Source organism: Candidatus Binatia bacterium, assembly GCA_036382395.1.
Lineage (GTDB): Bacteria > Desulfobacterota > Binatia > HRBIN30 > HRBIN30 > JAGDMS01.
This window is the reverse complement of record DASVHW010000421.1, coordinates 12059-28067: the sequence shown is the minus strand read 5'-3', so window position 1 is coordinate 28067 and position 16009 is coordinate 12059. Positions and strand designations below refer to the sequence as shown.

Annotated in this window: 14 protein-coding genes; 5 read left to right on the top strand and 9 right to left on the bottom strand. The window is 63.5% G+C overall.

Translation table 11 applies throughout. From position 1 onward, the window contains the following. Positions 1 to 4: 4 nt before the first annotated feature. From VF515_20725 to VF515_20705, 5 genes are all read right to left on the bottom strand, one after another. Positions 5 to 1801, bottom strand: coding sequence for a HAMP domain-containing sensor histidine kinase (locus tag VF515_20725; protein HEX7410051.1), 1797 nt, complete (start codon positions 1799 to 1801; stop codon positions 5 to 7). Positions 1802 to 2143: 342 nt separating this feature from the next. Further along, positions 2144 to 2797, bottom strand: coding sequence for a tetratricopeptide repeat protein (locus tag VF515_20720; GenBank protein ID HEX7410050.1), 654 nt, complete (start codon positions 2795 to 2797; stop codon positions 2144 to 2146). Between the two features lie 56 nt (positions 2798 to 2853). After that, positions 2854 to 3369, bottom strand: a complete 516-nt coding sequence (locus VF515_20715) for a bifunctional nuclease family protein (GenBank protein ID HEX7410049.1) — start codon at positions 3367 to 3369, stop codon at positions 2854 to 2856. A gap of 72 nt (positions 3370 to 3441) precedes the next feature. After that, positions 3442 to 4851: a VWA domain-containing protein gene (locus VF515_20710; protein HEX7410048.1), complete on the bottom strand. Its 1410-nt coding sequence runs from the start codon at positions 4849 to 4851 to the stop codon at positions 3442 to 3444. Between the two features lie 49 nt (positions 4852 to 4900). Continuing rightward, entirely contained in the window at positions 4901 to 5884 is a 984-nt protein-coding gene (locus tag VF515_20705) for a MoxR family ATPase (GenBank protein HEX7410047.1), read from the bottom strand. 97 nt (positions 5885 to 5981) lie between these two features. Here VF515_20705 and VF515_20700 point away from each other — a divergent pair, with 97 nt between their 5' ends. Both VF515_20700 and VF515_20695 read left to right on the top strand, forming a co-directional pair. Then, on the top strand, positions 5982 to 6746 hold the full coding sequence (locus VF515_20700) for an NRDE family protein (GenBank protein ID HEX7410046.1): 765 nt from the start codon (positions 5982 to 5984) through the stop codon (positions 6744 to 6746). Between the two features lie 46 nt (positions 6747 to 6792). After that, positions 6793 to 7875 (top strand): hypothetical protein, encoded by a 1083-nt coding sequence (locus VF515_20695; protein ID HEX7410045.1) that lies wholly within the window; start codon positions 6793 to 6795, stop codon positions 7873 to 7875. A gap of 299 nt (positions 7876 to 8174) precedes the next feature. Here the strand turns inward: VF515_20695 and VF515_20690 are convergent, their stop codons facing one another. From VF515_20690 to VF515_20675, 4 genes are all read right to left on the bottom strand, one after another. Continuing rightward, complete coding sequence (locus VF515_20690; GenBank protein HEX7410044.1) at positions 8175 to 9731, bottom strand: ABC transporter substrate-binding protein; 1557 nt, start codon at positions 9729 to 9731, stop codon at positions 8175 to 8177. A gap of 104 nt (positions 9732 to 9835) precedes the next feature. Beyond that, the gene (locus VF515_20685; protein HEX7410043.1) at positions 9836 to 10669 is read right to left on the bottom strand and encodes an ABC transporter permease; all 834 of its coding nucleotides are present in this window, start codon (positions 10667 to 10669) and stop codon (positions 9836 to 9838) included. 46 nt (positions 10670 to 10715) lie between these two features. After that, positions 10716 to 11636: an ABC transporter permease gene (locus VF515_20680; protein ID HEX7410042.1), complete on the bottom strand. Its 921-nt coding sequence runs from the start codon at positions 11634 to 11636 to the stop codon at positions 10716 to 10718. A 29-nt stretch (positions 11637 to 11665) separates the two neighbouring features. Next, positions 11666 to 12418, bottom strand: coding sequence for an SDR family oxidoreductase (locus VF515_20675; GenBank protein HEX7410041.1), 753 nt, complete (start codon positions 12416 to 12418; stop codon positions 11666 to 11668). A gap of 239 nt (positions 12419 to 12657) precedes the next feature. Here VF515_20675 and VF515_20670 point away from each other — a divergent pair, with 239 nt between their 5' ends. Genes VF515_20670 through VF515_20660 form a run of 3 tightly spaced genes read left to right on the top strand, consistent with a single transcriptional unit; the run spans position 12658 to position 16005 of the window. After that, the gene (locus VF515_20670) at positions 12658 to 12972 is read left to right on the top strand and encodes a hypothetical protein (protein ID HEX7410040.1); all 315 of its coding nucleotides are present in this window, start codon (positions 12658 to 12660) and stop codon (positions 12970 to 12972) included. Next, positions 12972 to 13997, top strand: a complete 1026-nt coding sequence (locus VF515_20665; GenBank protein ID HEX7410039.1) for a V-type ATPase subunit — start codon at positions 12972 to 12974, stop codon at positions 13995 to 13997. Before VF515_20670 ends, VF515_20665 begins: the two co-directional genes overlap by 1 nt. 13 nt (positions 13998 to 14010) lie before the next feature. After that, entirely contained in the window at positions 14011 to 16005 is a 1995-nt protein-coding gene (locus VF515_20660) for a V-type ATPase 116kDa subunit family protein (protein ID HEX7410038.1), read from the top strand. Positions 16006 to 16009: the final 4 nt, after the last annotated feature.

Below are 16009 nucleotides of genomic sequence, written 5' to 3'. Positions count from 1 at the left end.
CTGTTCATTCGCTGCGGCGCAGGCGGACGCGGAAGGTGGAGCCGCTTCCGGGGGTGCTGGTGACACTGATGTCACCGCCGATCGCCCGCACCAGCTGCTTGACGATGTACAGTCCCAGTCCCACTCCACCGTGACGGCGTGTGGTGGAACCGTCGACCTGACGGAACATATCAAAAATGAACGGGAGCGCTTCGGGGCTGATGCCGATGCCGGTGTCGGTCACGGCGAAATCCACCCAGCCGTCAATCGCCGACGCCTGCATGGTGACGTGCCCCTGATCGGTGAACTTCAGGGCGTTCTGTACCAGGTTGCGCAAGACCTTCTTGAGCTTGACGCGATCCGATCGGATGAGGACAGGGGCCTGGTCGAAGTGCCACATCAAGTGGACATTGGGTCTTGTCCAGTCGGTAGGAATGCTGTCCTTCACATCATTGAGGAACTCGTGCACGGTGAAGGTCTCGATGTCGAGAGGCAAGAGGCCGGCTTCCAATCGATTGATGTCGAGGGCTTCCTGAATCAGCTCCAGCAACTGGAGCGCATGCTGCCGCACGCTTTCCAAAGCATGACGCTGCTCGCCGGAGATGGCGCCCATATCTTCATCGATCAGCAGGTCCACGTATCCGATGACCACGTGGAGCGGGGAACGCAGCTCGTGCGACATGGTGCCGATGAATTCGGACTTGAGGCGGCTCGCAGCCCGCAGACTTTCCACCAGCCGCGCGTTCTCCAGTGCCACCACGGCCTGCTGGGCGATGCTCCGAAACAAGCGGACCTCACGCGCCGAACACGGTCCCGTCCGTTCGGTGAAGCCGGCAGCAAGTATGCCGATGGAGGAACCGGCGTGCCGCAGATCGGCGCAGACGAACGAGCTCACGTGCCAGCGGTCCATGATCGTGCCTGGAAACAGCAGCGAATCAGGGTTCTCCACCATAACCAGCCCCTGTTGAGTGACCGCAGCGAAGAGCGCGACACTATCGCTCGGGAATTCGAAGTTACGGACCTCCTCGATGGTGTCCGGCTCGGTAGCGGACACGGCCGCCACCCGGTAGATGTTGCGCTGCCCATCACGCAACAGTGTGACGCTCCAGTCGCAGGGCAGGGCGCTTCGAACAACATCATTCAAGCGACCCAGGATTTCACCTGGATCGAGCGAGGTCGTCAGGGCCTGCGCCGCCCGCAGCAGCGCCGCGGAAATGGCATGCTCCTCTTCCAAGCGGGCATTGAACTGGTTCAGCGACTCCGCGGCGAGCTCCAGCTCGCTGTTCTTCTGGGCCAAGTGCCGGGCGTAGAACAATGACTGGCTCGCGACCAAGAAGAAGCAGGCCGGTGGCAGCAGGCCGGACACCGAAACCAGGGCGGCGGTACCGTTGATCCAGAGCAGCAGTAAATGACCGACGCTGGCCACTGTCGCGATGATTGCGCCACAGCGCCATTCCATCATGCTTGCCGGCACGATCGGCAGCAGGAGGAGGAAGTGAAACAGCACCGCAGACTCCTGTACAAAGAACAGCCCGGCAAGGATGGCGAGCGTGTCAACCGTAAGCTGCACGTAGGCGAGCAGCCGGAGGTAGCGCCGCGCGCGCAGCCAACGGTGGTACAGGAGCGATACCGCCAGGTCGGCAGCAGCCACTACGGTTATGGGACCGAGAGGCGGGGCCGACGGGACAATCAACGTCAGAAGGATCGCCAGTCCCAGGAGTCCGGCGATCGAGCGTAGGCGCGTGATCCACACCCAGTTGTTGAAGCGAATAAGATCATCGTCCCGGAAGGTTGCTACCCCGAGTCCTGGCTGCGCTGTCATTTGATGGCCACGAACTTAGCAACTTATAGGCCGATTCTAAAACGCGACGACTGCCACAGGGGCAGGCTGATCGTCGTCAATTGGCGGTTCCACCAAGCTCATGTCTGGTACGTTCCCGTCACGTCCCAGCGTCAAGCGACCGGGATTGACTCGCGGTAAGAGACCACGGCGAACGGACGCCGGTCCATCCGAGCCAAAGGGTCGGCGCGCGGAGGACAATCCCGCTAGGGAAAGGAACAGGAACCCGGCCCGCATGACCACAGTTCGAAAACAGGGCCACCCGGCCGCAACGGGTCGAACGTCTGATAAGATACGTTATGTAAACTAAGACGGCGGCGGCAACTACTGCAGTTTGCCTGTCGCGATCTCGGCCTCGGGAGCGTTGGGAAAATCGTGCGTGAAGCCCTGGTACAGCTCGCGCGCTCTGTCCTTCTCCCCCAGCTGCTCCCGGCACCGCGCTTCGCCTAGGACGGCGGCGGCCTTGTACGGCCCGTCGAGACCACCGGCTTCCTGATAGCGTGCCGCCGCATTGGCCATGTCCGCCTTGCGCTCGAGCCCGAGACCAAGATCCACCAAGGCCTCTTGCCGCAAGTACGAGGGCCAGTCCGGCGCAGCGAGAAGATCCTGCAGCACCACGGTCGCGCTGTCGATGTTGCCGGACTTCAAGTCGGCGCTGGCCGCGTACAGTGACGCGACGCGGCCGGCCGGTGCCGGCTGCCAGCGGCTGGCGACCTCGGCGAGCTGGGTTGCCGCCTGCGTGTAGTTCCCGGCCTGGAAGTCAGCCAGGGCGCGACCGAGGTCTTCGTTCGCCTGTCGACTGCGGGCGTTGCGGATGGATATGCCCCCCATAATCACGAGCGCGACCGCCGCGGCGGCTGCCAGGCTCCATGACATCAGGCGGGCATTTTCCGATGCCCAGGTCAGCACCTGCCAGCCGTGGGTGACGAACTCATCGGGACGTTTCAGGTCTTTGCGTCGAAATCGTTGTCTGGCCATATTTTAATAGCGGCGGATAGAGGAAAGCCTGGCTGGCGTCGGACCTGCAGGCAGAGTCACATCTTGTACTTGAAGTCACCCGGCGACATCTTCTCCAGGATCTCCGCCCATTTGTCGCGGGAGACGTTGGAGAGGTTGGTCTCGTTGGCGTCCTCGGCCTGCTGCAGCACACTCGACGTTTCGATCACTCGCTTGCTGACGTAGATCGGGCTCTTTGTCCGCAACGCCAGCGAAATGGCGTCGCTAGGACGCGCATCGATGGTGTGCTGCGTTCCGTTGATGCGCAGATGGATCAGCGCGAAGTAGGTATTGTCCTTCAGGTCGGTGATCTCCACGCAATCCACTGTCGCACCGAGTTCCGTGAGGACGTTGCACAGGAGGTCGTGTGTCATGGGCCGGGCCATCTTGATGCCCTCGAGCTCTGTCGCCATCGCCGTGGCTTCAAGCAAGCCGACCCAGATGGGTAGGTTGAGCTTGTTGTCGCGGTCCTTGAGGATGACGATGGGCGTCTTGGTGACCGGATCGAGCGTGAGCCCGCCGACGCTCATCAGTATTGAATCCTCAAAGCTCATGACGTGCTCCTTCAACCGTCACCCCGATCATTTTGCCCAGAAACATTTCTCGACGTCAATCCCTGCGCGCGCCTAGCTCACGAGGCGATCGATGACGCGGTAGAGCTGGTTCAGATTGCGGCACTCTTCGACGAGATCGCAGAACGGCAGATACCGATCCATCTCGCTATCACCGAATCCCCACGTCAGGCGATTCTCCGGATTGAGCCAGATGACTTGCTTAGCGCGCAGTTGGATCTCCTTCAAGACCCACTCCTGCGGCAGGTTGTAGTTATTGCGGGCGTCGCCCAGCACGATGACCGTGGTCTTGTTGTTCACCGCGGCGATGTAGTCGCGGTGGAAGCTGCGGAAGGCACGCCCAAAATCCGAGTGCGCGAAGACGTTGATGATACCGCCGCTGAGCGATTGCTCGATGGCTTCGTGGATGTCCTGCTCCTCGAAGAGCTGCGTGATTTCCCCGACCTCGCTGACAAAGATGAAGCTGCGCACGCGAGAATACAGGTCCTGCAGCGAGTACACGAACTGCAGCATGAAGCGTGAGACGTTGCGCACGGAGTCCGACACGTCGCACAGGACGATCACCTGCGGTTTGTCGCGGACGCGGTGGTCGAACTGGATTTTGAACGGTACGCCGCCATATTGCAGGTTCTTTCTCAAGGTGTCCTGCAGATCGAACTTGCCGCGCTTGGCGTGCCGCCGCCGGATCGACACCGCGTTCTTCAAGCGTTGCGCCAGCTTGGTCACCGCCTCCTTCATGCGGCGGATCTCGTCCTCCGACAGATAATAAAAGCTCTTCTCCGCCAGGCTCTGCATGCGCTGGTTCTGGCGTAGCGTGTGGTCCTGCTTCTCCAGCTCCATGCGCACCGCCCGCTTGATCATGTCGGTCAGATCCTGCAGGCGGCGATCGATCAGGCGCCGGAGCTGCTGCAGAAGTGCCGGATCGACGGCGGCGTCGCCCAACTGCTCCTTCAGTGCGTCCAGTTCCTCCGAGAGCCGCCCGAGGCCGAGCGTCTGCGCCATGCTGTGGCTGTAGCGGCCTTCTTGGAACGGGCGCTGGATGTTCTGCACCTGCGCCGCCGCCGCGGCCTGACGCAGCCTGCGCTCGAGTTGGCCGGTGTTGTTGCTCAACAGCGCTTGTGCCAGCTCGGACAGCTCGATGTCGAGGCCCTTCAAGATGTCGGCCAGAGCATCGAGCAGCTGCTGGAACTCGGCTGCGCTCATCTCCAGCGCCGACATGAGCGAGTCCGCGCTGCTCTTGAGCATCCCGCCCATGCCGCTGAAGTAGAGGTCGAACAGCTCGTCGAATACCGGGGCGTCGATCGCCCGCTTGATGATGGTGGCACGCAAGGCGTCCTTGAAGGCCACCCGGTCACTGAGTCCGATGCACTGCAGAGCCTGGAACCCGTCCATGTCCTCTGCCACCGAAACGCGCAGGCCGTTCTGCCGCAGCAGCGTGGTGAAGGCGACGATCTTATCGTCCATCAGGGCGCGATCTTCCGCCGCCGGGGCGCAGCAGGCCGCGCCCCTACCCTCAATGCAGCAGATCCTTCTCGCTCTCCACCGTTCCGGCGGGCGGCAGCTTGGCCTTCTGCTTCTGCAGGTAGTCCTTCAGCTCGTCCTGCGCCTTGCGGATGTCGCCTTCATATTTGAGGACGGTGTTGAGCGTGTCGTTGACCATTTGCTCGTCCAGCCGATCGGCGTTCAGCAAGGTCAACGCTTTGGCCCAGTCCAGTGTCTCACTGATGCTGGGGGTCTTCTTCAGATCGATCTGGCGGATACGCTGCACGACGTTGACGACCTCCTGCGCCAGGACCGCGGAGATGTTGGGCACTTTGAGACGCACGATCTCCAGCTCCTGGCTGGCCGCGGGGAAGTCGATGTAGAGATGCAGGCAGCGGCGCTTCAGGGCGTCGGACATCTCTCTCGCGTTGTTACTCGTCAACACCACCAGCGGAATGTGTTTGGCGCGTAGGGTGCCGAGTTCCGGCACGCTCACCTGAAAGTCGCTCAGCACTTCGAGTAGGAACGCTTCGAACTCGCTGTCGGCTTTGTCGATCTCGTCAATGAGCAGCACGGTCGGGGTCGGGGCGGAGATGGCGCGCAGCAGCGGGCGCGGCAGAATGAAGCGCTCGGAGAAGAAGACGTCGTCCTCCTTGGCGATGCGGTCGACTGCCTGCTGCAGCGACGTCGTCCCGCCGAGGACTTCGCCGATCTTGTCTTTCAGGATCTGCGTGTACAGGAGCTGCTTGGCGTACTCCCATTCGTACAACGCTTTGGCTTCATCCAGACCTTCGTAGCACTGCAAGCGGATGAGGTCGTGCCCGAGCGCTTGCGCCAGCACCTTGGCGAGCTCGGTCTTGCCGACGCCGGCGGGACCTTCCACCAGGATCGGCTTCTCCAAGCGGCTGGCGAGGTACACTACCGTGGCGAGGCGGCGGCTGCAGATATACTTCTGCTTTCCGAAGCGCTCCATCACATCCTCGATGGATGCGAAATGTCCGTCTGATGGGGGCATATCGAAACGCTAACATAGCACCTTTCTGAAGACAATTGAGATTGGGCGACCGCGCTTCACCTTGCTTCCACGGATGTGATGCGCGAATAATCCTCGCGTGTGCACGCTGGCGATCTACTTCCACACGAGTCCGGAGTTCCCCGTGGTGGTGGCCGCCAACCGCGACGAGTTCTACGAGCGTCCGGCGACTCCACCGCTGCGGCTGCTCCACGATCCCTGGGTCGTTGCCGGCCAGGACGTGCGGGCCGGCGGCACGTGGCTGGGAGTGAACGCGCATGACATGGTGGCGGGAATCCTGAACCGGCGCACCAGCACGCCACCCGACCCGAACCGGCGCTCACGCGGTCTGCTCTGCCTGGAGGTCCTGCAAGAGCCGTCGGTCGCGACCGCGTGCGACCGGGTGCGCCGCGATCCTGGCAACTCATACAACCCGTTCAATCTTCTCATCGCCGCCCCGGACGCGGCCCGCGTGATGGGGAACAGCAGCGGCGCCATGGTCGAAACCGGGCTCGATCCGGGACTACACCTGCTCACCAACTTGGAGCTGAACGACCCGGAATGTCCCCGCATCGCCAAGTCCTACCGCCTGTTCGATGCCGTCCGTAGCGCCCTGGCGCAGGATTCACTTGACCGATTTCTGAGAGGACTGCGCACCATTCTGTCGGATCACTCCACCCCGCTCGATCCGCGCGCGGACGGTCCTCCCAACAATCTCTGCGTGCACACGGAACGCTTCGGCACGCGCTCTTCGACTGTGTTGCTGTATGCGGCCCGCGAACGGCGCTTTCGCATGTGGCATGCCGCCGGCGCACCGTGCCAAACCGAATACGTCGAGATCGCATTGCCGGCAGCAGCGGCTTGAAGAGGCATGCTGGACAAAGTCGGCCGAACTCGGTAGCGTCCCGCCAATGCCACGGAGCGAGGCGCTGTTCCTGAAGCGGTGGACGCTTCTCCCCTGCCCTGTTCTGCTGCTCTCCGCTCTGTGGTCGTGTACAACGCTGACCCCTGGCGCGCCCGCCCCGGTCCTTGGCGTCACCTCCGGCGACATGGATTATCACTCCGGCGCCATGGTTTCGGGCCGCGTGTACGTGCTCGGCCAGGTGCTGGCGCGGGAGCATGAACGCAGCGCCGCCCTGCAGAAACAACTCGAGCAGCGTTTGCAGGAGGTCGAGCGCCTGCGCGGCGAAGTGGCCCAACTGCGGCAGCACGAAGGCGAGCTGCAAGCCACACTTGACGAGGTCGTTGCCTCCCGCCGCACGGTGGCAGCCGGCCCGGCGCGTGGCCCTGCTGCGGCAGAGGGCAAGAGCCCTGCGCCGCCGGGCGAAGCCGCCGCGGCCAGTGCCGCCTCAGCAGAGCGGGCTCACCGTAAGGCCGAGGCGCAAAGCGCCGGCGCCATGGCCGGGCTGCGCGCGGCGCTGGCTGACGAGCAGCAGCGCCGCAAACAGGTCGAGACGGAGTTGGCGCGCTTGAAGGAAGAAACCTCGGCGCCACCGTACGAACGAAGCGGCGCCATCGATGCCGACCTGGCGGCGGCAAAGCAAGAAGTGGCGCAGCTCCGCACCGCACTCGAGGACGAGCGTGCGGCCCGGGAACGGCTGGCGCGGGATTTCCGTGCCCTGCAGGAGCGGGCTGTCACCGAGCGCACCGCGACTGAAGCGGCCAGTAGGGACACGCCCCAGGTACGTACCCGCTTGCAAGAACTCGAGGAGGAAAAGCAGAATATTACGCAGAGCTTCAATCGCAGCCTGGCAGAGAGCCAACATCGCGCCGCCGAGCTGGAACGTCAGCTGGCACTGACCCGCAGCACCTCCGGCCCGAGCCCGGGCGACGGTGATGCGGCTTCCGTCCGCGCCGATAACACCGCGCTGCGCAGCCGATTGGACGAGGAACATCGTCGCACCGAGGCGCTCGGGGCCAAGCTCAGAATCGCCATGCGCGTCACGGATTTGATCTTCAAAATGCAGGCGCAGCAGGCCCAGCCGCAACGGTAGTGCTGAGAGTCTGTGAGGAAATTGGTAGAAAGGCAAATGAGATTTCGTCAGCACACTCTGTGTGAGCGGCTGAAGGTCGCCAATGGTGGTATAGGCTTCCAGCCTGTACTAACCCGGCGGCCGTGCGGCCGCACGTTCACTGGTACAGGCTGGAAGCCTATACCACCGGCATTACGCCTCTTTGGCGCAACGCAAGGCGGAATCGCCGTGGTCGCGGACCACGCGTTTCCTCACAGCCTCTATGTCCTGAGTATTGAATCCTGAGGCAAACACTAGCTACTCCGCTCAGGACTCAGAACTCAGGACTCAGGACTGTTTTCATCCCCCAGCCATACCTGCTCCAGTCGCGGCGGGCGGAGCGGATGGAGGCGGAAGCCTTGCACGCGCGGCAGGACGATGTCGTAGGTCGCCGGATGGAACAGGAAGACCCATGGTGCATCGGCGACGGCAAGCCGTTCGACCTCCTGCAGGAGTGTCAGCCGCGCTTGCGGATCGACCGTGCGGCTGGCCTGATCGAGCAGCGCATCAACCTCCCCGTTACTGTAGTTGGTGTTGTTGTTCGAGCCGATGTTCTTCGAATGCAGCAACACTTCGAGGAAATTGCTGGGGTCGGGAAAGTCGGCTTCCCATCCGAGCAGGAAGAAGGGCACCAGATCCGGCGAACGCACCGCCTCAAGGAAGGGGCCCCATGCGATCGCCTTGATCTGGATTTGCACGTTGACCTCAGCGAGATCTTGCTGCACCGACTCCGCCATACGCAACGTGGTCTCGTCGGAGCGCACCCAGAGCGTGGTACGGAAGCCGGCGGCTTGGCCGGCCGCCTCCAGGAGTTGGCGCGCGCGCTGCGCATCGAACGGGTAGCCAGTCAGGTCCGGATTCTGTCCGGGCATGTTGGGAGGCAAAAAGCTCTTGGCGACGACGCCGCGGTTGTTGATCAGCCGCAGCAGTTTCTCCTTGTTGACGGCATAGTTCATCGCCTGACGCACGCGACGGTCGGTAAACGGCGCCACGCGGCAGTTCATTCCCAGGTAATTGGTGGTCATCGTGGTGACGTGATGCAGCAGTGGCTGATAGCGGGGGGCGCCAATGACGCGAGGAAACTCGGCGGGCGGAATACTGGAGATATCCAGCTGACCGGATTCGTACTTGAGCCATGCCAGATCGTCATTGACACCCACGAAGCGCTGCAGGCCCTCGAGACGTGGCAGCCCGCGAATGAAATAGTCGGGATTGCGCACCAGCGTCACACGCTGTCCGCTGACCCACTCCCGCAGCATGAAGGGGCCACTGCCGACGGGATGGCGCGCGAAATCCTCCCCCCAACGTGCCACCTCCTCCGCCGGCACCGCCGCTGCGAACGGCATCGCCAGCTTGTGGAGAAACAACGGATCGAACGCACGCAGGGTGAAGCGTAGCGTCTGCGGATCGGGAGCCTCGATGCCGGCGACGGCGCAACTCGCTTCGGTACACGCCTCCGCGCCGCTGATCACCCGGAAGAACTCCGCGCCCTGCGAGCGCGTGTGGGGGTTGAGCACGCGTTCGATCGAGTACTTCACATCGCCGGCAGTCACGGCGCGGCCGTTGGTAAAGCGCACATCCGCACGCAGGTGAAAGGTGTAGGTGCGACGATCGGCGGATACGGACCAGTCCGTCGCCAACTGAGGGACGAGGTTGGTGCCGGCATCGTAGTCGACCAGGGTCGTGAACAGCATCTGTTCGAACTGCCACGACGAGGTGTCATAGCCGCGGGCGGGATCGAGCGTGGGGATCTCGTCCGGACCCGCTAGCCGCAGGTACGGCGGCGGCGACTCTGCGTCCCTACCGGAGGATGATGTGCAACCAGTCAGGCAGAGCACTGACGGCAGTACACCGACAAGGAGACACAGACTTGGGAACGTCCTTCTTCCAGGGGTGGCGCCCAGTGACTGCCCTCGGCGCGGCCGCGCCTCGCCGGCACCCTTCATCGACGCTCACGGCCGCCGACGATCGCGAGCAGTCCGTAACCGAGGAAATTGAAGCCCACCACGGCGTACACAATCGCCACACCGGGGCTGATCATCAGCCACGGGGCCAGGCGATAGTAGGTTTGACTGTCGCTGATCATGCGTCCCCAGCTCGGTGTGGGAACCGGGACGCCGAGGCCCAGGTAGCTCAACCCGGCATCGAGCAGCACCGTGCCGGAGGTGCTGAGCGCACCCATGACGACGATCGTCGGCAGAACGTTGGGAAGGATGTGGCGCAGCATGAGACGGAATGGCGTGGCACCGAGCGCCTTGGCCGCCGCGACGAAATCACGCTCGCGCAGCGATAATACCTCACCACGAATCGTGCGTGCGACACCCGTCCAGCTCACCACGGCGATGACAACCAGGATCGACGTCAGCCCGGGCTCGAACAGCGCCGCCAAGGCTATGGCCAGCAGCAACGCCGGAAAAGACAGGAACACGTCGGTCAGACGCATCAGTAGCGTATCGACCCATCCGCCGAAATAGCCGGAACACACGCCGACGGTGACACCGATGATCAGTGTGAGGCTGGTGGCGACGACGGCAACGAAGACGGAGATGCGAGCGCCATACAGCAGCCGGCTCAGCACGTCACGGCCGAGCTCATCGGTTCCGAGCGGGTAGCGCGCTCCGGGTGGAAAGGGATTGCCAAAACTGTCGGCAATCGCCTTCAAGGGATCGAAGGGCGCTAGCCAGGGTGCGGTCACGGCAACAAACACCAGGAGCGTGACCATGGCCCCGCCGGCGACGGCCAGATAGCGCTGACTGCCCTGCCCTATCGCCGGCATCGGCGTTCCCGTTTCCGGCTCGCTTGGTGTCGTCGTTGCGCTGTCATTACTGCGCCCGATAGCGAATGCGTGGGTCGATGACGATATACAAGAGGTCCACGACCATATTGGCGCCCACCACCAGCAGGGCGCTGAACAACACCGTGCCCATGATCATCGGGATGTCCTGATTAAAGACCGCTTCGACCGCGAGCCGGCCCAGGCCGGGCCAATTGAAGACCGTTTCGGTCAGCACGACCCCGCTCATGAGGCCGGCAAAATCAAGTCCCAACAGCGTGACCAATGGAATGATGGCGTTGCGTAACGCGTGTTTGCCGTACACCCGGAACGGTGACAGCCCCTTGGCATGCGCCGCCCGGATATAGTCCTGGTCGAGGACAGCGCGCATGTTGGTATGCAGAAGACGGGTGTAGTACGCCGCGCCACCCAAGGTCAGGGTGCATGCCGGCAACACGACATTCGAGAGGCCGAACCCTCCGAGCGGCAGCAAACGAGCCCGGTACGCGACAAAATACAGGAGCATCATGCCGACCCAGAACACCGGCAGCGAGAGCGCTATCAACGAACCAACCAGTACTGCCAGATCAACGGCCGAGCCCTGACGGCGCGCCGTCAGGCAACCCAGAACGATGCCGATCAGCGCCGCGGCGCCGAGGCTGGAAACGGCGAGATAGGCGGTGGCCGGCAGACGCTCGATGATGGCCTGCAGAACGCTCTGCCGCGTCAGGTAGGAGCGCCCGAAATCGCCGTGAACCAAGCGCCCGAGATAGCGCGCGTACTGCACCGGCACGGGCTGGTCCAGCCCCATCTCCTTGCGGATCGTGGCCAGCGTCTCCGGATCCGCCTTCGGCCCAGCCACCGTGCGCGCCGGATCGCTGGGGATGATGAAGGCGATGACAAAGGTGAGAAAGGTCACGCCGATCAGGATGACGAGGCTCCAGGCAAGCCGTTGGAACAGGGTGATCATACCCGACCGTTCAACTCAAATGGCGGAGGTCACTGGTCGCTCGCCGTCGATGCGTTCAAGCGGCCACCGTCCACCAGATACACGCCGCCCGTCGAGAACTCGGCTTCGCCAATCAGGAAGCGCACCATGCGGGCAACATCCTCTGCTGTTCCCAGACGCTTCAGCGGCGTCAGCTCGACGAGATGCGCGCGCTCCTCGGCCGTGTAGTCCTCTGGGGGCATGACGGGACCCGGCGCCACACAGTTCACCCGCACCTGCGGTGCCAGTGCCTTAGCGAGGCCCATCGTCATTGCAATCATGCCCGCCTTCGACACGCAGTACGGCAGGTACCCGCGATAGGGCCGCATCGCCGCCCCGTCCGCGATATTGATGATGACGCCGCCGCTTCCTTCTCGCATCAATCGGCCGAGCTGCACTGCCAGCATGAACGGACCTTTGAGGTTCATCGCCAATGCCTGATCCCACTGTTCGTCCGTCAATGTCTCAATCGGGGTTGGAGCGAAGACCGCAGCGCTGTTCACCAACGCGTCGACGCTTCCAAATGCAGCCCACGACTCGCGGGCAATGCGTTCCACATCGGCGCCGATGCGCAAATCCCCGGCCACGACTGCGGCTCGGACACCGAAGGCACTCGCTGCGGTGCACGTGGCCGCGGCCTCTGCGTGAGACGAGCGGCAGTGGACCACGACGCTCGCCCCGGCCCTGGCGAGCTCGAGGACAATTGCCCGCCCTACCCGCTTGGCACCTGCGGTGACCAGAACCGTTTTCCCGTGCAGAACCATGCGCGAGGACGATATCCCAAAGGCCCTACTGCCGCCATATGAGCAAGGGTTACCAGCGCCAGCAACGAAACCGGCGTGTTTTCCCAAAGGCCAGGACAAAGGCCGCTCTTTTCGCGTTGCTGCAAAGTGCAGCAGGGGGCATGCGCCCGCAGTGCAACGCCTAGGCTTCCAAGGCGAGGCCTTGGGCGGCGTGGCAAGCCCCTTGCATCGCTAGGCGAACGGTGCAGGAGGCTCTCTTAGTGATCTTGGCAGCCGAAGCCGAGGCGCGCCAAGCAGTGGATGCGGCACAGCGCGATTGCCAGGGACTGGTGCGTGAGGCCGAAGAGGACAGCCGGCGCCGCGTGCATGAGGCCGGAGACACCCGTGATGCCTTGGCCCAGTCGGTTGAGGAGCGGTTGGTGGCTGCAGCGCAGCAGAATGCGGTACACATGGCCGAAGGCACGCGCCTGCAGGCAGCGGCCATGCAGGCGCGTGCCGAGCCCCGCATCGACGCGGCAGTTGAAGCCGTGGTGCACTTTGTCTTGACAGCCAACGGGCAAGGTGACGCCAGCTGATGAGGCGAGATCTGCAGCGCTACGCGGCAGCCAACGCCCGGGTCCGCACCCTCATCCCCACACTCCTGGGGCACAGCGGGTTGGAAGCTTTGTACGGCTATCCTTCACGGGACACGATGCTCGACGTACTGCTCCACACGGCATACGGCCGCAGGCTCAGTAAACCGCGCGGTGAAGGCAGCCTACGAGAAAGACTGGTCGAGATCGGCCGGACGCTCATTCGCATGCTGGCAAGCCCGGAAGCCGCACTGGTCCGGGTATACCTCCTGCGGCACGAACTCGAGAACCTCAAACTTGTGATCCGCGCCGTGCACCGCCGCTTGTCCCCGGAGACCGTCAGCCGGTACCTGTTCGTCCTTGGCGACATTTCCAGCCTGGACACGCAACGGCTGGTGGAGGCGCGCGACCTGCACGAGCTGACCGATCGCTTGGCAACGACGGCGTACGGTGCCCCCATGGCAGCGGCGCTGCACCGCCTTGAGGATGCCGGGCCGTTCGCCCTCGAAGTCGCGCTGGAGATCGATTACTACGAGCGCTTGTGGGAAGCCGCCGGTGTACTCGAGCCCTCCGACGGTAAGCGTGCCCACGGTCTGTTGGGCATCCTGTTCGACATCCTGAATCTCGGCTGGATCGCCCGCTACCGCGATGCCCTCGGCATGGCGCCCGAGGAGATCTTGAACTACACGCTGCGACAAGGACGATGGGTCACGTTTGCGGTGCGGCGCGCCTTGGCCGAGGGGCCCCAACTGCCCTGGGGTGTGGCGCTGGAACACACACCGTACGCCCGGCTTCTGGCGGAAGCTGACATGCGTGGATTCGACGCCTGCTCTGCCGCGCTGTGGCGTTTCCTTGCAGCGGCAGCCCAACGAGAATTCCGTGGCTACCCGTTTCACATCGGCGTGCCTCTCGCATTTCTCCTGACCCAGGAACTCGAGATCCGCGACCTGCAGGTGTTGCTGACCGCTAAGACGCTCGGCCTGAACAGCACAGAGGCCTTTGAACACGTTGTGACCATCCGGCACTGAAAGAGGACCGCTCGTGTTGACCCCAGAGCCTATACGCCATCTCTCCTTGGTCCTCCTGGCGACAGACCTCGAGGCGGCCGCGCGCGCTATCGCCCGCGTCGGCGTCTTGCACTTGCTCGACGTACGTCATTCCGTCGAGATGCTCGGCGCGATTCAGCCTTACGACGTCAGCGAACGGCTTCGACAGCTTGGCGCCCTGGCCCAAAGCCTCGACGAGGTCCTGGCGTTCCTGCGTATCGAGTGGCGCAATCACGTGCTGTCCGCCAGCGTCGAAGAGACGCTGGATCTACAAGGCCTGGAATCCCGCAGTCAGGCCATTCGCACGGAGGTAGATGCGTTTCGTCAGGGCGCCGGCCGCACCGCGGCAGACACGGAGCGGATCGAAGGACTTGTGCACACGCTGCGGGCGCTCGTTCCCATCGGGCTGCCGCTCGAACAGCTTGGCAATCTGCGCTACGTCTTCCTCGCTTCTGGTTTGCTTCCGCAACGGAGTCTGACACGGCTACGTGAGGCCCTGACGCGCACACCTCACATCATCGTCCCGCAGGGCATGCCGGGCACGGACGGTCGACTCCTCATCACTGCCCTCTGTCTCTCTGCCGACCACGAAGTGCTGGAGCGGGCGTTGCGCAGCGCTCACTTCGAGCGGCTGGAGCTGCCGCCCCACCTGACCGGTGCCCCTGAAGAAGCGATGACGCACCTTGTTAGCGACCTGGAGGCAAGCCGCGAGGCCGTGGCCGCTGTCGAGGCCGATCGTAACGCCTTGGCGCAGCGGCTCGGACCAGAGGCCTGTACATTGCGTGCCCGCGTGGAACGCGAACGGCTGCTTACGGAGGCGCGCGGTCTCATGGGCCGTTCAGAGCGGATCTCTCTGATTACCGGCTGGGTTCCCGCTGTACTCACGGCGCAGCTCGAAGCGGCCGTGCGCGCCGCCGCGGGAAGCCGTTGCGTGGTGCAGTGGCAGGATCCGGCCGGGCTCGAAGGCGTACGCCGCGGCCTCGTGTCGGTACCCATTCTGCTGCGCAATCCGGTGCTCATTCGACCGTTCGAGCGCTTGCTGCGGGCGTACGGTCTGCCGCGCTACGGCGAACTGGAACCGACAGCGGTGGTCGCTGTCGCGTTTCTCGCCATGTTCGGATTCATGTTCGGCGACGTCGGCCAAGGGGCGGTGCTATTCGCCATCGGGTACTTCATGTACCGGCGAATGTTCCGCTACCGGGACTATGCGGTGATCTTGATGGAGTGCGGTGTCTTCGCCATGGCCTTCGGGTTTCTCTATGGCAGCGTCTTCGGTGTGGAGCATTGGTTGCCCGCGCTCTGGCTCCGACCGATGGAGGACATGCCCAGGCTGATGAAAACAGCCGTGGGCTTCGGCGCCGGCTTTCTCAGCCTGGCCCTCGCTCTCAATCTTGTAAACGCGGTGCGTCGGCGAGACGTCACGGCGCTCTGGGAGCGCAACGGGCTGCTGGGCGCCTTGGCATACTGGATTGTCGCGGGCGTCCTCATGCGTTGGCTCACCGCCGGGCCCGGCGCGGTCACGCTGGGAACAGCCGTGATGTGGTTGGTCGTGGCGTTGACGCTGGTGTTTCTCAAAGAACCCGCGCGCGTGCTGTGGGTGGGTCTGCATGAGCACAGGTGGCCTGGGGCCGGAGAACTGTTGACGCTGCTGGTCGAGGCAATAGTCGACGTGCTCGACACCATGGTCAGCACGGTGTCGAACACCGCCACCTTCATTCGACTGGCGGCCTTTGCCGTGAGTCATGCGGGCCTCTTGCTTGCCACCTTCAGTGTCGCCGATGCCATCGCCGAAAGCCGGGGTGGCACCATCGGCGCGATTATCGTCATTGTGATCGGCAATGCCGTCATTATCGCACTGGAAGGACTGATCGTGTCGATCCAGAGCATCCGTCTCGAGTACTACGAGTTCTTCAGCCGCTTCTACAGCGGCGGTGGTGAGGAGTACCGGCCGTTGCGCCTGGCCTCCGGCATGCCGCCGGCGCACCCCTGAGAGG